The sequence below is a fragment of the Glycomyces luteolus genome (assembly GCF_027622875.1).
In the GTDB taxonomy this organism is placed as follows: domain Bacteria; phylum Actinomycetota; class Actinomycetes; order Mycobacteriales; family Micromonosporaceae; genus Glycomyces; species Glycomyces luteolus.
The window spans coordinates 313,819-328,294 of record NZ_JAPZVP010000004.1 but is presented as its reverse complement, the minus strand read 5'-3'; the positions used below and the strand labels follow the sequence as shown (position 1 = coordinate 328,294).

Annotated in this window: 13 protein-coding genes; 6 read left to right on the top strand and 7 right to left on the bottom strand. The window is 71.2% G+C overall.

Features of this window, described 5'->3' with window-relative positions:
- Window positions 1-110 precede the first annotated feature (110 nt).
- Both O1R50_RS07150 and O1R50_RS07145 read left to right on the top strand, forming a co-directional pair.
- Entirely contained in the window at window positions 111-893 is a 783-nt protein-coding gene (locus O1R50_RS07150) for a maleylpyruvate isomerase family mycothiol-dependent enzyme (protein ID WP_205326170.1), read from the top strand.
- Window positions 894-1,058: 165 nt separating this feature from the next.
- Window positions 1,059-2,339, top strand: coding sequence for a YibE/F family protein (locus tag O1R50_RS07145; protein ID WP_270109223.1), 1,281 nt, complete (start codon window positions 1,059-1,061; stop codon window positions 2,337-2,339).
- Window positions 2,340-2,355: 16 nt separating this feature from the next.
- Here the strand turns inward: O1R50_RS07145 and O1R50_RS07140 are convergent, their stop codons facing one another.
- On the bottom strand, window positions 2,356-3,276 hold the full coding sequence (locus O1R50_RS07140; RefSeq protein WP_270109222.1) for a LysR family transcriptional regulator: 921 nt from the start codon (window positions 3,274-3,276) through the stop codon (window positions 2,356-2,358).
- Window positions 3,277-3,377: 101 nt separating this feature from the next.
- On the opposite strand from O1R50_RS07140, the gene O1R50_RS07135 reads away from it, so the two are divergent.
- Window positions 3,378-4,625: a pyridoxal phosphate-dependent aminotransferase gene (locus tag O1R50_RS07135; RefSeq protein WP_270109221.1), complete on the top strand. Its 1,248-nt coding sequence runs from the start codon at window positions 3,378-3,380 to the stop codon at window positions 4,623-4,625.
- Here the strand turns inward: O1R50_RS07135 and O1R50_RS07130 are convergent.
- The 3 genes from O1R50_RS07130 to O1R50_RS07120 form a co-directional block, all read right to left on the bottom strand.
- Window positions 4,622-4,969: a hypothetical protein gene (locus tag O1R50_RS07130; RefSeq protein WP_270109220.1), complete on the bottom strand. Its 348-nt coding sequence runs from the start codon at window positions 4,967-4,969 to the stop codon at window positions 4,622-4,624. The two genes, O1R50_RS07135 and O1R50_RS07130, sit on opposite strands and share 4 nt — an antisense overlap.
- 125 nt (window positions 4,970-5,094) lie before the next feature.
- Entirely contained in the window at window positions 5,095-5,385 is a 291-nt protein-coding gene (locus O1R50_RS07125) for a 4a-hydroxytetrahydrobiopterin dehydratase (RefSeq protein ID WP_270109219.1), read from the bottom strand.
- A 26-nt stretch (window positions 5,386-5,411) separates the two neighbouring features.
- A complete protein-coding gene (locus tag O1R50_RS07120; protein WP_270109218.1) occupies window positions 5,412-6,023 on the bottom strand; it encodes a carbonic anhydrase in 612 nt (203 codons plus the stop codon).
- 160 nt (window positions 6,024-6,183) lie between these two features.
- Between O1R50_RS07120 and O1R50_RS07115 the strand changes: the two genes are divergently transcribed.
- A complete protein-coding gene (locus O1R50_RS07115) occupies window positions 6,184-6,909 on the top strand; it encodes a winged helix-turn-helix transcriptional regulator (RefSeq protein WP_408612621.1) in 726 nt (241 codons plus the stop codon).
- Here the strand turns inward: O1R50_RS07115 and O1R50_RS07110 are convergent.
- Window positions 6,906-7,721, bottom strand: coding sequence for a putative hydro-lyase (locus O1R50_RS07110; protein ID WP_270109216.1), 816 nt, complete (start codon window positions 7,719-7,721; stop codon window positions 6,906-6,908). The two genes, O1R50_RS07115 and O1R50_RS07110, sit on opposite strands and share 4 nt — an antisense overlap.
- Window positions 7,722-7,925: 204 nt before the next feature.
- On the opposite strand from O1R50_RS07110, the gene O1R50_RS07105 reads away from it, so the two are divergent.
- A complete protein-coding gene (locus tag O1R50_RS07105) occupies window positions 7,926-10,973 on the top strand; it encodes an AfsR/SARP family transcriptional regulator (RefSeq protein WP_270109215.1) in 3,048 nt (1,015 codons plus the stop codon).
- 97 nt (window positions 10,974-11,070) lie between these two features.
- Window positions 11,071-12,051, top strand: coding sequence for a zinc-binding dehydrogenase (locus O1R50_RS07100; protein WP_270109214.1), 981 nt, complete (start codon window positions 11,071-11,073; stop codon window positions 12,049-12,051).
- Between the two features lie 81 nt (window positions 12,052-12,132).
- On the opposite strand, the gene O1R50_RS07095 is transcribed toward O1R50_RS07100, so the two are convergent.
- Complete coding sequence (locus tag O1R50_RS07095) at window positions 12,133-13,338, bottom strand: MFS transporter (RefSeq protein ID WP_270109213.1); 1,206 nt, start codon at window positions 13,336-13,338, stop codon at window positions 12,133-12,135.
- Window positions 13,339-13,530: 192 nt separating this feature from the next.
- Window positions 13,531-14,385 (bottom strand): helix-turn-helix transcriptional regulator, encoded by an 855-nt coding sequence (locus O1R50_RS07090; protein ID WP_270109212.1) that lies wholly within the window; start codon window positions 14,383-14,385, stop codon window positions 13,531-13,533.
- Window positions 14,386-14,476: the final 91 nt, after the last annotated feature.

The following is a 14,476-nucleotide window of genomic DNA, read 5'->3' as shown; positions in this document are numbered from 1 at the left end:
CATGAGTCGCCTCGAGTCCGACTCGCCACGGCTCCACCGGTTTAACACTTGTGTATCGGTCCAGCGCCCGAACTTGCGTAATTCACGACACAGGTGCGAAACTTCATGGGATGAACATCGGCGATCAAATCAACGGGCTGCGCACCGAAGGGGAGCGGATCGCTGTCGCTGGTGGAGAACTCGCGCTCAATGCGAGCGTGCCCACCTGCCCAGGATGGAACGTCAAGGATCTCTTGACCCACATCGGGACCGTCCATCGATGGGCGGCGGCGATCGTGGGCGAAGCGTTGCCTTACGATCCACGGAAACAGGAGTTCCAGCACATCGTGGGGCCCCTGCCCCACGACGACCTGCTGGTCGACTGGGTCCGCGAAGGGCTGCTGCGGCTCGCGGCCGTACTGGAGGCCGCTCCGAGCGGGCTCCAGTGCTGGCAGATGTTCCCCTCCGAGTCGTCGCGCCGCTTCTGGGTCCGCAGGCAGGCCCACGAGACCACCATCCACCGTGTCGACGCCGAGCAGGCCCGGGGCGACGAGATCTCACCGATCTGTCCCGAATTCGCGGCGGACGGCATCGACGAGCTGCTGCTGGGCTTCCACGGCAGGCCGTCGAGCAGGGTGCGGGCGCTGCGCCCGACCGTGCTCCACATTCACGCCACCGACCTGCCGCCGGGGCGCGGCGACTGGTACATCCATCCCACCGACACGGGTCCGCTCGTGACGTTCAGCGAGGTCGAGACCCCGCACTGCGTCATCGAGGGCCCGGTGGAGCTGCTGTACCTGGCGCTTTGGAACCGGCTGCCGTTCGACGATCTGCTGGTCCGCGGGGACCCGGCACTGCTCCACTTGTGGCGCAATTACTCCGCGGTCCGCTGGGTCGACCCTGTGGACGTATGACGATCCTGACTGTGTGCGACTGGAGCGCTACAGTCCGAAACCCCAGGTAGCCGACCGCTCACGGTCCGATTTGTCCGTGCCGTGCAGATTCATGGCTCGCCCCTGCACGCGGTCGGGGCGCGCTGCTGCGCGACAACGGTGACCGGGGATCGTAAGCTCACGGTCGTGAACCAGGATGCTCTGAAGCACAGTCATGTCGTCCCGAACGACGCCGTCCCCCGCGCCGCGCTGTGGATCCTGGTCCCGGCCGCGGCCGCGACGATCCTCGGGCTGATCCTGCTGTGGCCCACCGGGGTCGAGGACGCCGAGGGGATCGAGGGCTACGGCACCGAAGTCGACGGCCACGTCATCACGGTGAACGAGACGGAATGCGAACCGGCCGATGAGGAGCTCAACGACCGGCTGCAGGTGACCGTCTGCGGCGACGTGGTCGTGCGCCTCCTCACCGGCGAGCACGCGAACGAAGAGGCCATCGTCGACATCCCCAGCGGCCCGGGCGCTCCCGTCGTCGAGGCCGGGGACGACGTCATCCTCATCTACACGCCCGACTCGGTCTCGGGCCAGCAGTACCACATCATCGACCACGACCGGTCCAGCGCGCTGTGGGCGCTCGTCATCGCGTTCGCGCTCGCCGTGGTCGCGTTCGGCCGGTGGAAAGGCCTGCGGTCGCTGGTGAGCCTCGGCATCACCTTCGCGGTCGTGCTGCTGTTCATGGTCCCGGCGATCCTCGACGGCTCATCGCCGATCCTCGTCGCCGTGGTCGGCTCGGCCGCGATCATGCTCGTCTCGCTCTATCTGGGACACGGCTGGAACCGCACGACCACGGTGGCCGTGGTCGGGACGCTCGCGTCCCTCATCGTCACGGTGCTGCTCGCCGAGGCCGCGGTGAACCTCACCAAGCTCAACGGGGTCAACGACGAGAACACCACGAACCTGGCGCTGCAGTACCCGATCGACATGTCCGGCCTGCTCCTGGCGGGCATCCTCATCGGCGCGCTCGGCGTCATCGACGACGTGACGGTCTCGCAGGCGGCCACCGTCGACGAGGTCGCCAAGGCCAACCCGAAGTGGGGCTCGACGCGGCTGTTCAAATCCGGGATGCGGGTCGGGCGCGACCACCTGACCTCGGTCGTGAACACGCTCGTCCTCGCGTACGCGGGCGCGTCGCTGCCGCTGCTGGTGCTCATCGCCGCGGCCAACCGGCCCCTGGAGCAGGTGCTCACGAGCCAGACGATCGCCACCGAGATCGTGCGGTCGGTCGCGGGCACGCTCGGCCTCATCGCGGCCGTGCCGATCACGACGTGGCTCGCGGCCTACCTCGCGCGGCGGCAGCCGAAACCGAAGGAGCCGAAGGCGCCCAAGGTGAAGCCGAAGCCCACCCCCAAGCCGGAGGCCGCGGGCTGGGACGAGGACGAGTCGCCGTACCCGCCTTCGCACCTTCGCTGAGGGTCGACTGCCCGTTTCAAAACTGCTCCGCCGCCGCCATGAGCTTCCGCGCGGCCTGGTGCAGCGCCTGCAGCACGGTCATCACCGCCGGGCGGCCCGTGGAGGCCGTCCGGTGGACCACGTAGACGTCCCGGCCCGGCAGATCCTCGGCCACTTTGCGCACGGCCACGTCCTTGCGCTCGGCTGCGGCCATCCACGGCGCCACCGTCACCCCGAGCCCCTTCGCGACCAGGGTCAGGATCGTGTCGAGGCCCTCGAACTCCGAGACCGGCGCGCTGATCCCCTCGGTCCGCCACAGCCGCGCCAGCGCCATCCGCGACGGCTCGCCCTCCGGGGAGGCGATCCAGGACTCCCCCGCCAGCTCGTGCGCCGAGAGGACCTCCTTGTCCGCCAGGGGATGGCGCACGGGGAGGACCGCCACGAGCGGGTCGTTCACGAGGTGGTGGAAGGTGAGCGGGCCCGTGGTGGCGGGGCGGCGCTGGCCGGACCAGTCGTCGATGAGCGCCAGGTCGATCTCGCCCGAGCGCACGCGCGAGAGGGATTCGGAGACGGTGTGCTGCTGGAGCAGCACCATCTGGAGTTCGGGGTAGCGGCGCAGGCGCCGCACGATCGGGCCCGCGAGGGCCACGGCGACGGTGGGGAACGCGGTGACGGTGACGCGCCCGCGCGGTTCGGCGGACTCGGCGGCGAGGTCGGTCTCGGCGGCGTCGATGGCCTCCAGGATGTGCGCGGTGTGGGCCACGAGCCGGCGCCCCGCGTCGGTCAGCTGGGCGGACCGGGCGGTGCGTTCGAGGAGTGACACGCCGGTCTCCTTCTCCAAGGCGGCCAACTGCTGTGAGACGGCGGAGGCGGTCTGGCCGGTCGCCACGGCAGTGGCGGATATCGATCCCTGGGCCGCGAATTCGTAGAGAAGCCGCAGGCGGCGCACGTCTAGCATAAGGAAATCTTACCCTCGGCGAAAGCTAGAAATACTTGCGTTGATGCTCCCTGAAGAGGAGATTGGTGCAGGTCGAACGACCATCCACCAAGGAGTCACCCGTGACCGTCTCCGCCACCCTCGCCGCCAATGAGGCCGTAGCCGCTCGCCGCGCCGCCGGGCAGGAGGTGCTCGCGCTCGGTTTCGGTGAAGCAGGGATTCCGGTGCACCCCTTGCTGAGCCAGCACCTCGCCCAGGCCGCCGGCCGGATCGCGTACGGGCCCGTCGCCGGGACGGAGGAGGCCCGCGAGGCCGCTGCCGGGTACTGGACCCGCCGCGGCAACCCGACCGACGCGGGGCAGGTGCTCCTCGGGCCCGGCTCCAAGCCGCTCCTGTTCGCGCTCCAGCACGCCGTCGGCGGCGAGGTCGTGCTCCCCCAGCCCGCGTGGGTGTCGTACGCGGCCCAGTCGCAGCTGCTCGGCCGCGAGCCGATCCGGGTGCCCGTGCCCGCGGGAGAGGGCGGGGTCCCCGACGCCGCACTCATGGTCGCGGCCGTGCGCGAGGCGCGCGCCGCGGGCCGCGATCCGCGCCTCGTGGTGGTCACTCTGCCGGACAACCCGACCGGACGGCTCGCCTCCGAGGCGTCGGTGCGGGCCCTGTGCGAGGCGGCCCGCGAACTGGACCTGATCATCGTGGCCGACGAGATCTACCGCGACCTCGTCTTCAAGCCCGGCGCGTTCCCGTCCCCCGGTCAGTGGGCGCCCGAGCGGACGGTGACGACCACCGCGCTGTCCAAGAACTACGCGCTGGGCGGCTGGCGCATCGGCGCGGCCCGGTTCCCTGATTCCGAACTGGGGCAGCGGCTTCAGGAGTCGGTGCGCGGCATCGCCTCCGAGCTGTGGTCCTCCGCGCCGCTGCCGATGCAGCACGCCGCCGCGTACGCCTGGTCCGACCCGGCCGAGCTGGTCGACCGGGTCGCCATGGCGCGGCGGCTGCACGGCTCGGTCGCGACCGCCGTCGCCGAGGTCTTCGCGGCCGTCGGCTGCGACGTGCGCGTCCCGCAGGGCGGCTTCTACGTGTGGCCGGAGTTCGAGCCGCTCCGCGCGGCGCTGGCCGAGCGCTGGGGCGTGCGCACGAGCGCCGACCTCGCCCGGGTCCTGCTGGACGAGTTCGGGATCGTGGTCATCGCCGGGGACGCGTTCGGGGACGACCCGGCGGCGCTGACGATCCGCGTCGCCGTCACCGGCATCTACGGCGAGTCCGACTCCGAGCGCCTCGCGGCGCTGCTCTCGAACGACCCGCTGGAGATGCCGTGGATCGCCGAGACCCTCGACGCCCTGCGGGACAAGCTGAAGGCGCTCGTCGCTTAGTGCAAGTGCTCGTAGAGCATGATCGCGACCGACACGCAGACGATCACCACGGCGAGCGCGGCGAAGAGGAACAGCGCGCCCACGAAGCGCTGGATCTCGAGTTCGCGGCCGTCCTTGACCGGCCCGCGCCAGCGGCCGTAACGCCAGTGGTCCCGGCCGAGCTGGTCGTCGCCGACGTCCAGCAGGAGTGTCTGGAGGTCGGCGACGCTGTCGGCCCTTTCGGCCAGCTGCCGCCGCAGACGGTACTCCCGGGTGTCGATCATGCCCCTGCGCCGGGCCCTGGCGAGGCGGTCGAGGGCGATGCGCTTGTCGGTCCTGGAGGCCCGAGCGGCAAATGCGTCCATGACGTGCTCCCACCTGTGCTTCCTTCATCATCGCAAAGACGAAGGCCCTTTGCGTTCCCCGTTTTCGCAGGTAGTACACATAAGGGACACAGGCGCACCACGCGGCGCAGCGGCCACTTCCGGTGCTACGCAAGCAGGTCGCTGACCGCCCGCGCCAGGTCGGTGTCCTTCGCGGAGACCTTGTTCCCGGCGGAATGGGTGGTCGTCGAGACGCGGAGGCGGTTGTAGTTGATCGTCAGGTCGGCGTGGTGGTCGCGCTGCTCGTTGAGGAAGCCGACGGCGGTCGCGGCGGCGAGGGCCTGGAGGTGGCCGCCGAAGGTCCAGGTCTGCTCCAGGCGGTCGCCGATGTGGCTCCAGCCGGGGAGGTCCGACAGCGCGAGCTCGATCTCGGCCTCGGTCAAGGGTTGGTCGCTCATACCCTGATTCTGACAGCTCTTCGCGTTCAGTTCTCGTCGATGAGCGTTACTCTGCCCGTGTCCAGGTCGTAGACCGCGCCGACCACCAGGACGCCGTCGAGGTTCTCGCGGCGGCCCAGATCGGCGACGGTGCGGCGCACCTGCAGGCGCATCGCGCGCGACGCGGCCTCTTCAGGCTCCTTCGTCTCCGACCACGCCTGGGACGCGGGCTGCCACAGCTGCTCGACGAGGTAGTCGGTGCGCGGGTCGTGTGCGTCGTCCTCGACCGCGTGGAGGGCCGCGTTGATCGCCCCGCAGCGCTCGTGCCCGAGCACGACCACGAGTGCCACGCCGAGCTCGGCTACGGCGAACTCGAGCGAGCCGACGGCGGCCCGGTCGGGCACGTGCCCGGCGGTGCGGACCACAAGGAGCTGGCCGAAGTCGCAGTCGAACACGCTCTCGGCGGTGACCCGCGAGTCGATGCATGTGAAGACCGCGGCACTGGGCGTCTGCCCGGGGGCGGCCTCGCGGGCCGCCGTGATGTCGCGCTTGTACCGGGGCTCGCCCGCCAAGAAGCGGCCGTTGCCTTCGAGGAGGGCGACCAGCGTGCTGGCGGCCTGGTGGTGCTCCATCAGCGAGGAGGCGGTCAGTTCTGGCACGCCCTGAATGGTGCCGCATGATTCGAGCCCGCGCAAGGCGGACGGGCGCGGCGTCACGCACCTTTTACAGAGCGCACGTTACCGTTCTGAGATCTGTTGGTCATTTACCAGGACTTGCTGCTGGTCTTACGGGACCTTAGGATGAGTACGTACTACCGCAATGGGATTCACCTGCGGTTTCACCCCGCCGTGTTTTGGAGGAACCGTGCGCACCTACGGCGACGGCTGCCCGGCCGCCCACGCGCTCGACCTCGTGGGCGAGCGCTGGTCGCTCCTCATCGTCCGCGAACTGCTCCTGGGACCCAAGCGCTTCACCGACCTCCGCGCGGGCCTCCACGGGGCCAGCGCGAACGTCCTCTCGCAGCGGCTGCGCGAACTCGAATCGCACGGCGTGATCTCCAAGCGGCGCCTGCCGCCCCCGGCCGCGTCCAAGGTGTACGAGCTCACCGAATGGGGCCGCGACCTCGAGCCCGTGATCGTGTTCCTGCTGCGCTGGGGCGCCCGCTCGGCGGCGATCCCGCTTGACGCGCCGATGGGCGCCGACGCGCTGATCCTCTCGATGCGGACCCTGTTCATGCCCGTGGCGGCGCGGGGCTTCGACGCGGCGTTCGAGCTCTGGGTCGACGACCGGCCGTTCATCGCCGAGATCATCGACGCGCAGCTGCTCCTCGCGCCGGGCCGGCCCGAGCACCCGCACGCGGTGATCCGCACCGACGCCGAGACGCTGAAGCGCCTCACCCTGGGCAGCCGCAGCCTCGACGTCTCGCTGCACGCGGGCCGCGTCACCGTACAGGGCGACCAGGCCATGGCGGAGCGGTTCCTGGGGCTGTTCCGCCTGCCCGAGCCGGCCCCGGCATCGGCGGGGGCGACGCCGGGCCCGGCTTAGCGGAGGAGGCGGATCTCCCCGGTGTCGTTGATCTTGGCGCGGCGGTCGGTGATGAGCATGTGCCCGGGCGCGTGCGTGATCGCGAACGGCAGCTTGGCCTTGACCACCGCCTCCTGCAGCGTCACCCCGCACGCCCAGAACACGGGCACGTCGCCGTCGTGGAGCCAGACCGGGTCGCCGAAGTCGGGCTTGGCGAGATCGCGGATGCCGATGGCGGCGGGGCGTCCGATATGGACGGGAGCGCCGTGGGCGTACGGCATGTCCCCGGTGATCGCCGCCGCGTGGTCCGCCATCGCGGCCGGGACCGGCCGCATCGAGACCACCACGGGGCCGCGGAACCGCGTGGCGCCCAGGCATTTCAAGGTCGTGCGGTACATGGGGACGTTGACGCCCTGCTCGAGGTGGCGCAGCGGGATGCCGGCCCGCTCCAGGAACGGCTCGAACGTGAACGTGCAGCCGGTCAGGAACGTCACCAGGTCGGTGCCCCACAGGTCCGCCACGTCGGTGCGCTCCGCGACCAGCTCGCCCTTCTGCCACACCCGGTACACGGGCAGGTCGCGCCGCAGGTCCGCGCCGAACGCCAGCTCGGTCCGGTACCGGCCCGGCCCGACCACGTCGAGCAGCGGGCAGGCCTGCGGGTTGCGGACCGCGAAGCGGCGCAGCGCGATCGCATGGCGGGCCGGAACGGACACCAGGTTCGCCTGCACGTAGCCGTGCGACCAGCCGCTCGTCGTGGCGACCAGGCCGCCCCGGAACCTGGCGCGGGCCTCCTGCGGCCTGGTCTGGGACTCGGGACGCTGTCTCGTGAACATCGCTCCTCCTTTGCTCGTTACGTCGAGCATCGCGGCGGCCGCGTCAAGACCTTCACGAGTCGTTCATGAGACAAAGACCGGTACCTGCATCGTCACTCTGCGGATACCTGAAGCGAGCGTTCCCAATTGATCATGATCTGCCCATAGACTGGATTCGTCCCCATGCAATGACGGCCGCACCTCGACTCCCCCGGGAGGTGGACCGTGGATTTCGGCATCCTCGGGCCCCTGCAGCTGGCCTGGGAGGGCCTGCCCGTGGCGCTGCCCGGGCGGACCCTGCCCCGGCTGCTCGCCGTGCTGCTCCTGGAAGCCGGACACGTGGTGCCCCTGCCGAAGCTCGTCGACGCGATCTGGGGGGAGGTACCGCCGGCCACCGCGCGGCGGCAGGTCCAGAACACCGTCGCGAGCGCCCGCGGACTCCTGCTCTCCGCAGGCACCAGCGAACTCGAGACCGTCGGCGACGGCTACCGGCTGCGGGTGCGCCCCGAGAAGCTCGACTCGCTGCGCTTCCAGCGGACCGTCCGCATCGCCCGCGAGCAGGAGGCGGCCTCCGAACCCGAAGCGGCCCTCGCGAGTCTTCGCGAAGCCCTCGACCTGTGGCGCGGCCCGACCCTTGCCGGGCTCGGCGGCCGCGTCATCGAGGCCGGGGCGCGCCGCTGGGACGAGGAGCGCGCCGCAGCCGAGGAGAGCCGCGCCGAACTCGAACTCGCGCTCACCACAGGCGTATCGGTCGTCGCCGACCTGCGGCGCGTCCTCGAAGCGCACCCGTACCGGCAGCACACCGCCGAACTGCTCATGACCGCGCTCTACCGCGAGGACCGGCAGGCCGAGGCCCTCGACGTGTTCGAGTCGATCCGCCGCCAGCTCGCCGAGGAGCTCGGCATCGACCCCGGCCAGCGCCTCAGGGACCTGCACACCGCGATCCTCCGCGATGACCCGTCCCTCAGGGCCGCACCGAAACCCGACGCCCCCAAACCGGGGCCGGAACTGCCGTCCCCGGCCCAGCTGCCCTCCGACAGCGTCCACTTCACCGGCCGCACCGAGCAGCTCGCGGTCCTCGACCGGCTGCTCGAAGGGGGCCCGCAGGTCGCCGTGATCTCCGGGATCGGCGGCTCCGGGAAGACCACGCTGGCACTGCACTGGGCGCACCTGGTGCGCGAGCGGTTCCCGGACGGGCAGATGTACGTGAACCTTCGCGGCTTCGACCGGGCGCCCTCACTGGCGCCGCTCGACGCGCTGGCCGGGTTCCTGCGGGCGCTGCGGGTTCCCACCGAGGCCATCCCCTCGGACCTCGACGAGGCGGCCGCGCTGCTGCGCTCGCGCCTCGCGGACACCCGGACGCTCCTCATCCTCGACAACACCCGGAACTCGGCCCAGGTGCTGCCGCTGCTGCCCGCGACGGCCGGATGCGTCGCGGTCGTCACGAGCCGCGGACGGCTCCCCGATCTCGCCGCCGCGCACGACATCCGGCAGGTCACCGTGGGCGCGCTCGACGGCGACGATTCGGTGCGGCTCCTCAGGAGCCTCATCGGCGAGGACCGCGTCGAGCGCGAACCCGAAGCGGCCCAGCGGGTCGCGGAACTCTGCGGCGGCCTGCCGCTGGCGCTGCGGATCGTCGGCACCAACCTCGACGCGCAGCCCGGCACCACCTTGGCGGAGACCGCCACGGCCCTCGCCGGGCGCGACCGGCTCTCCCGCCTCGCCGTCGAAGGCGACCCCACGACCACCGTCGCGGCCGCGTTCGACCTGTCCTACCAGGCGCTCGAACCCGAAGAGGAGCTGCTGTACCTCAACCTCGCGTGCCTGCCGGGCACCGACTTCTCCAAGGGCCTCGCGTGCGCGCTCGTCACGTGGGAACCCGAAGCGGCCGAACGGCTCCTGGCCAGCCTCGTCGCCGCCCACCGGATCGACGAGTACCGGCCCGGCCGCTACCGCTTCCACGACCTGGTGCGCGAATACGCCCGCCGGAAGGCCGAGGCGGCGTTCGACCCGGCTGCGCTGCAACGGCTCCGGGAGCAGGCCGTCGAGTGGTACGCACAGGGCTCCACCCGGCTCCCGGTGCTGGAGTACCGCAACATCGTGGCGACCTTCCTCGAATGGAACGGCCACCCGCAGGTCTCGCGGCTGCTCACGCGGCTCATCGCATTCGCCGACGCCGGATACCGGGAGGACCTCACCGGGCGTCGGCCGCTCGCCGACTCGCAGTACGAGCTCCCCGAACTCGCCCTCGTCGCCGAACGCGGCATCGCGACCGGCGTGCGCTCCGACGAGCCCATGGACGCCGTGCGCGCCTTCGCGCTCGCGGACGCCGTCGCCTACGCGTCCGGGGACCTCCACCAGGCCAAGACGTTCGCGGAGAAGACCCTCGAATACCTCCGCAGGACCCCGCACGGCGACGCGACCGGCAAGGCCCGCAACGACCTCGCCACCACCCTCACCCAGCTCGGCCGCTACCGGGAGGCGGTCTCGCTGCTGCGCGAGGCGATGCTCGCCGCCGAGCGCTCCGGGAACCGCTCCGTCCAGGTCGAGGTGCTGACCTCGCTCGGCACGGTGCTCCGCCGCATGGGCATCTTCGCCGAGTCCGAGACGCTGCTGCTGAAGGCCCGCGAGCTCGACGCGTCCGCCGAGGACGGGCCGACCACGGTCTACCCGCTGCTGTCGCTCTCGGAGCTGTACGCCGACCAGGGCCGCATCAGCTCCGCCGAGGAGCTTTGCCACGAGATCGCCGAGATGCTGCGCGACCACCCGTCCAAGTACTACCGGGCGCGGCTCTACTTCCGGCAGGCCGCGGTGCACCACGCCGACCAGGACTACCCGCGCGCCGAGGCCGCGCTGCTGCACGGCCTCGAACTGGTCGAGCAGGTCAACGCCTGGCGGCACCAGCTCGTCTACACCTATTGGCTCGCCGAGCTCTACGTCGACACCGAGCAGCTCGACCACGCCCGCGACGCCGTCGAGCGGGCGGCGCCGCTGGACCGGTACGAGACCTCGGAGACCCTCGCCGTGAAGGCCCGCGTGCTGTGCAAGCTCTACACCGCCGACGGCGACCTCCGCCGGGCCGTGCACATGGGCAGGCAGGCCTGCGATGTGTTCGCCGCGATGCCCGACCCGCTGCGGCAGGCGCGCAGCCTGCGCGCGCTGGCGGACGCCTACCAGGCGGCCGGGCACCCGCAGGAGGCCGAGCGGTGCCGGGAGGAGTCCCGCGACCTGTTGAGCGGCTTGGGCATCGATCCGGGTTTACGGCACCCCTGACTTTCGTCAGGGGCAGGTTCAGTCGCTCGACAGATGCGGACCCAGTCGCCCCGTTCCTACAGTTGTCTTCACACCCACCGAGGAGATGAGGGACGACATGCACGCGATCAGGCAACACGAATTCGGCGGCCCCGAAGTGCTCGTGTACGAGGAGGTGGCCGACCCTGAGCCCGGTCCCGGGCAGCTGCGCATCGACAGCCGCGCCGCCGGAGTCCACCTGCTCGACACGACCTTCCGCAGCGGCGAGAAGAACGGCCCCTACCCGCTCCCGGACCTGCCGATGATCCCCGGCCGCGAGGCGGCCGGGATCGTCGACGCGGTCGGCGAGGGCGTCGACGCGTCGTGGATCGGCAAGCGCGTGGTCGCCCATCTCGGGTTCGCCTCCGGCGGATACGCCGAGAAGGCCGTGCGCGAGGTCGAGCACGTGCACGAGATCCCCGAGGGCGCCGGGTTCGCGGAGGCGATCGCGATGATCGGCACCGGCCGGACCGCTCTCATGGTCCTGTCGGTCGGCCCGGTGACCCCTGAGGACGTGGTGATCGTCCCGGCCGCTGCGGGCGGGATCGGCACGCTGCTGGTGCAGGCCGCGAAGAACGCGGGCGCCTACGTGGTCGGCCTCGCGGGCGGGCCGGACAAGGTGCGGCAGGTCGCTGAGAACGGGGCCGACGCTGCGATCGACTACAAGGCCGAGGACTGGACTTCGGTACTCGACGAGGCGTTGGAGGGCCGCGAGGCGACGCTGCTGTTCGACTCCGTCGGCGGCGAGACCGGCCGGGCCGCCTTCGACCGGCTGGGCTTCGGCGGCCGGATGGTGGTCTTCGGATGGTCGGCGGGGAAGGCCACCGCGGCCACGGTCGAGGACATCGTGGGACGCGGCCTCACGGTTTCGGGTGCGCTCGGCCCGAAGCTCCTCCAGAAGCTGGGCGGTCTGCGGACCCTCGAAGAGCGATCGCTGGCGGAGCTCGCGGCCGGAAGGCTCCGGCCCGCAGTGCACACCTTCAAGCTGTCCGAGGCGGCCAAGGCCCATCGGGCGCTGGAGCACCGGGGCACGACCGGCAAGGTGGTGCTGATTCCGTAGGGCGGGCAGCATCGCGCACCGGGACGACGGCGCCGCCCCGGCCGGGTCGGCCGAGGCGGCGATGCGGTTCGGGGCCTTCGCTTACGAGGCCCGGGCAAGTTCGGCGGTCGTCAGGTGGCTCGGGACCACCGGCAGGACCTCGGCCTCGGTGTGGGCCCGCGCCAGCGGGACCGAGAGGGCGAGACCGGCCAGGGCCAGGCCGACGCCGACGAGGATCGGCGCGGTCAGGCTCAGCCCGGCCGAGAGGGCCAGGCCGCCGAGCCAGGCGCCGTTCGCGTTGGCGAGGTTGAAGGCCGCGTGGTGCAGCGAGGACGCGAGCGACGGGGCGGCGTGGGCGCCGTCGAGCAGCAGCCGCTGCATGATCGGGCCGACCAGCGAGGACGAGAGCGCCATCAGGAACACCCCGGCGATCGCCAGGACCGGGTTCGCCATCGTGAAGTACATCATCAGCAGCACGGCCGCGATGGTGGTGAACGAGGCGAACAGGCCCTGGATCGGGGCGCGGTCGGCGACGTGGCCGCCGAGGATGTTCCCGGCGGTGAGGCCGAGGCCGAACACCGCGAGGGTGATCGCGATGGCGACCGCGCCGAGGCCGGTGACCTCTTCGAGGATCGGCGTCAGGTACGTGTAGGCCGCGAACATCCCGCCGAAGCCGACCGCGCCGGTGATGAGCGGCAGCAGGACGCGCTTGGAGCGGATCGCCCGGATCTCGTCGGCGGCCTTGGTGGGCACGATGACCCCGCGGGTGTCGGGCACCGTGAACCAGATCGCGGCGGCGGCCACCAGGCCGAGGGCGGCCACGGCGGCGAAGATCCAGCGCCAGGAGAACTGGCCGATGAGCAGGGCGCTCGCGGGCACGCCCACGATCGTCGCCACGGTCAGTCCGGACATGATCCCCGAGATCGCGCGGGCGCGCCGCTCGTAGGAGACCAGGCTCGCGCCGACCACCGCGGCCGCGCCGAAGAACGCGCCGTGCGGGAGCCCGGCGAAGAACCGGGAGGCGAGCAGGGTGCCGAAGTCGGGGGCCAGGGCGGTGACGAGGTTGGCGAGCGCGAACCAGCCCATCAGGGAGATGAGCAGCGGCTTGCGGGGGACGCGGGTGGTGGCGACGGTGAGCAGCGGGGCGCCGAGGACGACGCCGATGGCGTAGGCCGAGACGGCGAGGCCGGCCTCGGCGAGCGAGACGCCCGAGGAGGCGGCCACCTGGGGCAGGATGCCCATGATGACGAACTCGGCGGTGCCGATGCCGAACGCACCGATTGACATGGCGAACAGGGGCATGCGCATGGGAGCAGCTCCGGGAAGGAAGTGGGGAGGGTGAGAACGCTGAGGCTGTCACCGGCTGCGTCCTTGCCTTACCGGTCGCTGTTCAAGAGCGGGAGGCGTTTGCCGCGCCTCTGGAACCAAGCATAGATACACTCGCCGTCCGAGCAAAAGTCCGGGAGATGAAATTCCTGCGTGATGTCGGTCGCCGCGGCGTTACGAACTGCGCGCAGGGGTTTCGGGAGTGACGGGCGCCAATGCGGCCATCGCCGCGAACACCTCGGCGGTGCGCGAATTCGGCTGCGGCACATAGAAGATCATCCGGAAGCAGGTGCCGGGCACCTCCAGGACCTGGCAGTCGAACTCGAGCGGCCCGTACTCCTGGTGCACGACCCGCTTGGTCTGGACGGTGCGGACGCCGACCTCGTGGTCGGCCCACAGCTCTCCGAACTCGGGGCTGGACCGCAGGAGTTCGTCCACGAGCGCCCGCAGCACGGCGTCCCCGGGATCGCGGGCGAGCGAGGCGCGCACGTCGGCCACGCACTGGCGCAGGAACCCCGCATAGCGCGAATCCGACAGGGCCGCACCGGCATGCGGGCCGGAGAAGTTCGTGCGCAGGATGTTCCGCTGCTCGGGCGACAATTTCGAGAGCCACCCCATCAGACGATCCGCGAGCGGGTTCCAGGCGAGCATGTCGTACGCCGCGTTCACCACGTAGGCGGGGAAGTCGTCGAGCCCGGCCAGCAGGTTCCGGATCGTCGGCGGCACCTCGCCGCGACCCGCGGCGCTCGTGTCCGGCCGCTCGTCGGCGAGGTTGAACAGGTGGGCCCGCTCGTCGTGGACGAGCATCAGCGCCCGCGCCAGCGCGCCGAGCACCTGCCGCGACGGCTTCGGCCCGCGGGCCTGTTCGAGGCGGATGTAGTACTCAACCGAGATCCCGGCCAACTGCGCGACCTCCTGCCGCCGCAGGCCGGGCGTGCGCCGCCGCGGCCCCTCGGGCAGGCCCACGTCGCCGGGCCGGAGCGCGGCGCGGCGGGTGCGGAGGAAGTCGGCGAGCTGCTGGCGGTCCATGCCCACGATCATGCCCCGGATCGCCGACCGGAACCAGGTACGGCCGGTACCACCATAAACGGTCCTCTTTGCAAGGCGCCCAATCGAGCGC

What these genes read in the sequence shown, in the direction of transcription:
- O1R50_RS07100 (WP_270109214.1), top strand. Translation starts at nt 11,071, where the DNA reads ATGCACGCGATCAGGCAACACGAATTCGGCGGCCCCGAAGTGCTCGTG.
- O1R50_RS07110 (WP_270109216.1), bottom strand. Translation starts at nt 7,721, where the DNA reads ATGTTCACGAGACAGCGTCCCGAGTCCCAGACCAGGCCGCAGGAGGCC.
- O1R50_RS07130 (WP_270109220.1), bottom strand. Translation starts at nt 4,969, where the DNA reads ATGGACGCATTTGCCGCTCGGGCCTCCAGGACCGACAAGCGCATCGCC.
- O1R50_RS07095 (WP_270109213.1), bottom strand. Translation starts at nt 13,338, where the DNA reads ATGCGCATGCCCCTGTTCGCCATGTCAATCGGTGCGTTCGGCATCGGC.
- O1R50_RS07115 (WP_408612621.1), top strand. Translation starts at nt 6,184, where the DNA reads ATGGGATTCACCTGCGGTTTCACCCCGCCGTGTTTTGGAGGAACCGTG.
- O1R50_RS07150 (WP_205326170.1), top strand. Translation starts at nt 111, where the DNA reads ATGAACATCGGCGATCAAATCAACGGGCTGCGCACCGAAGGGGAGCGG.
- O1R50_RS07140 (WP_270109222.1), bottom strand. Translation starts at nt 3,276, where the DNA reads ATGCTAGACGTGCGCCGCCTGCGGCTTCTCTACGAATTCGCGGCCCAG.
- O1R50_RS07090 (WP_270109212.1), bottom strand. Translation starts at nt 14,385, where the DNA reads ATGGACCGCCAGCAGCTCGCCGACTTCCTCCGCACCCGCCGCGCCGCG.
- O1R50_RS07125 (WP_270109219.1), bottom strand. Translation starts at nt 5,385, where the DNA reads ATGAGCGACCAACCCTTGACCGAGGCCGAGATCGAGCTCGCGCTGTCG.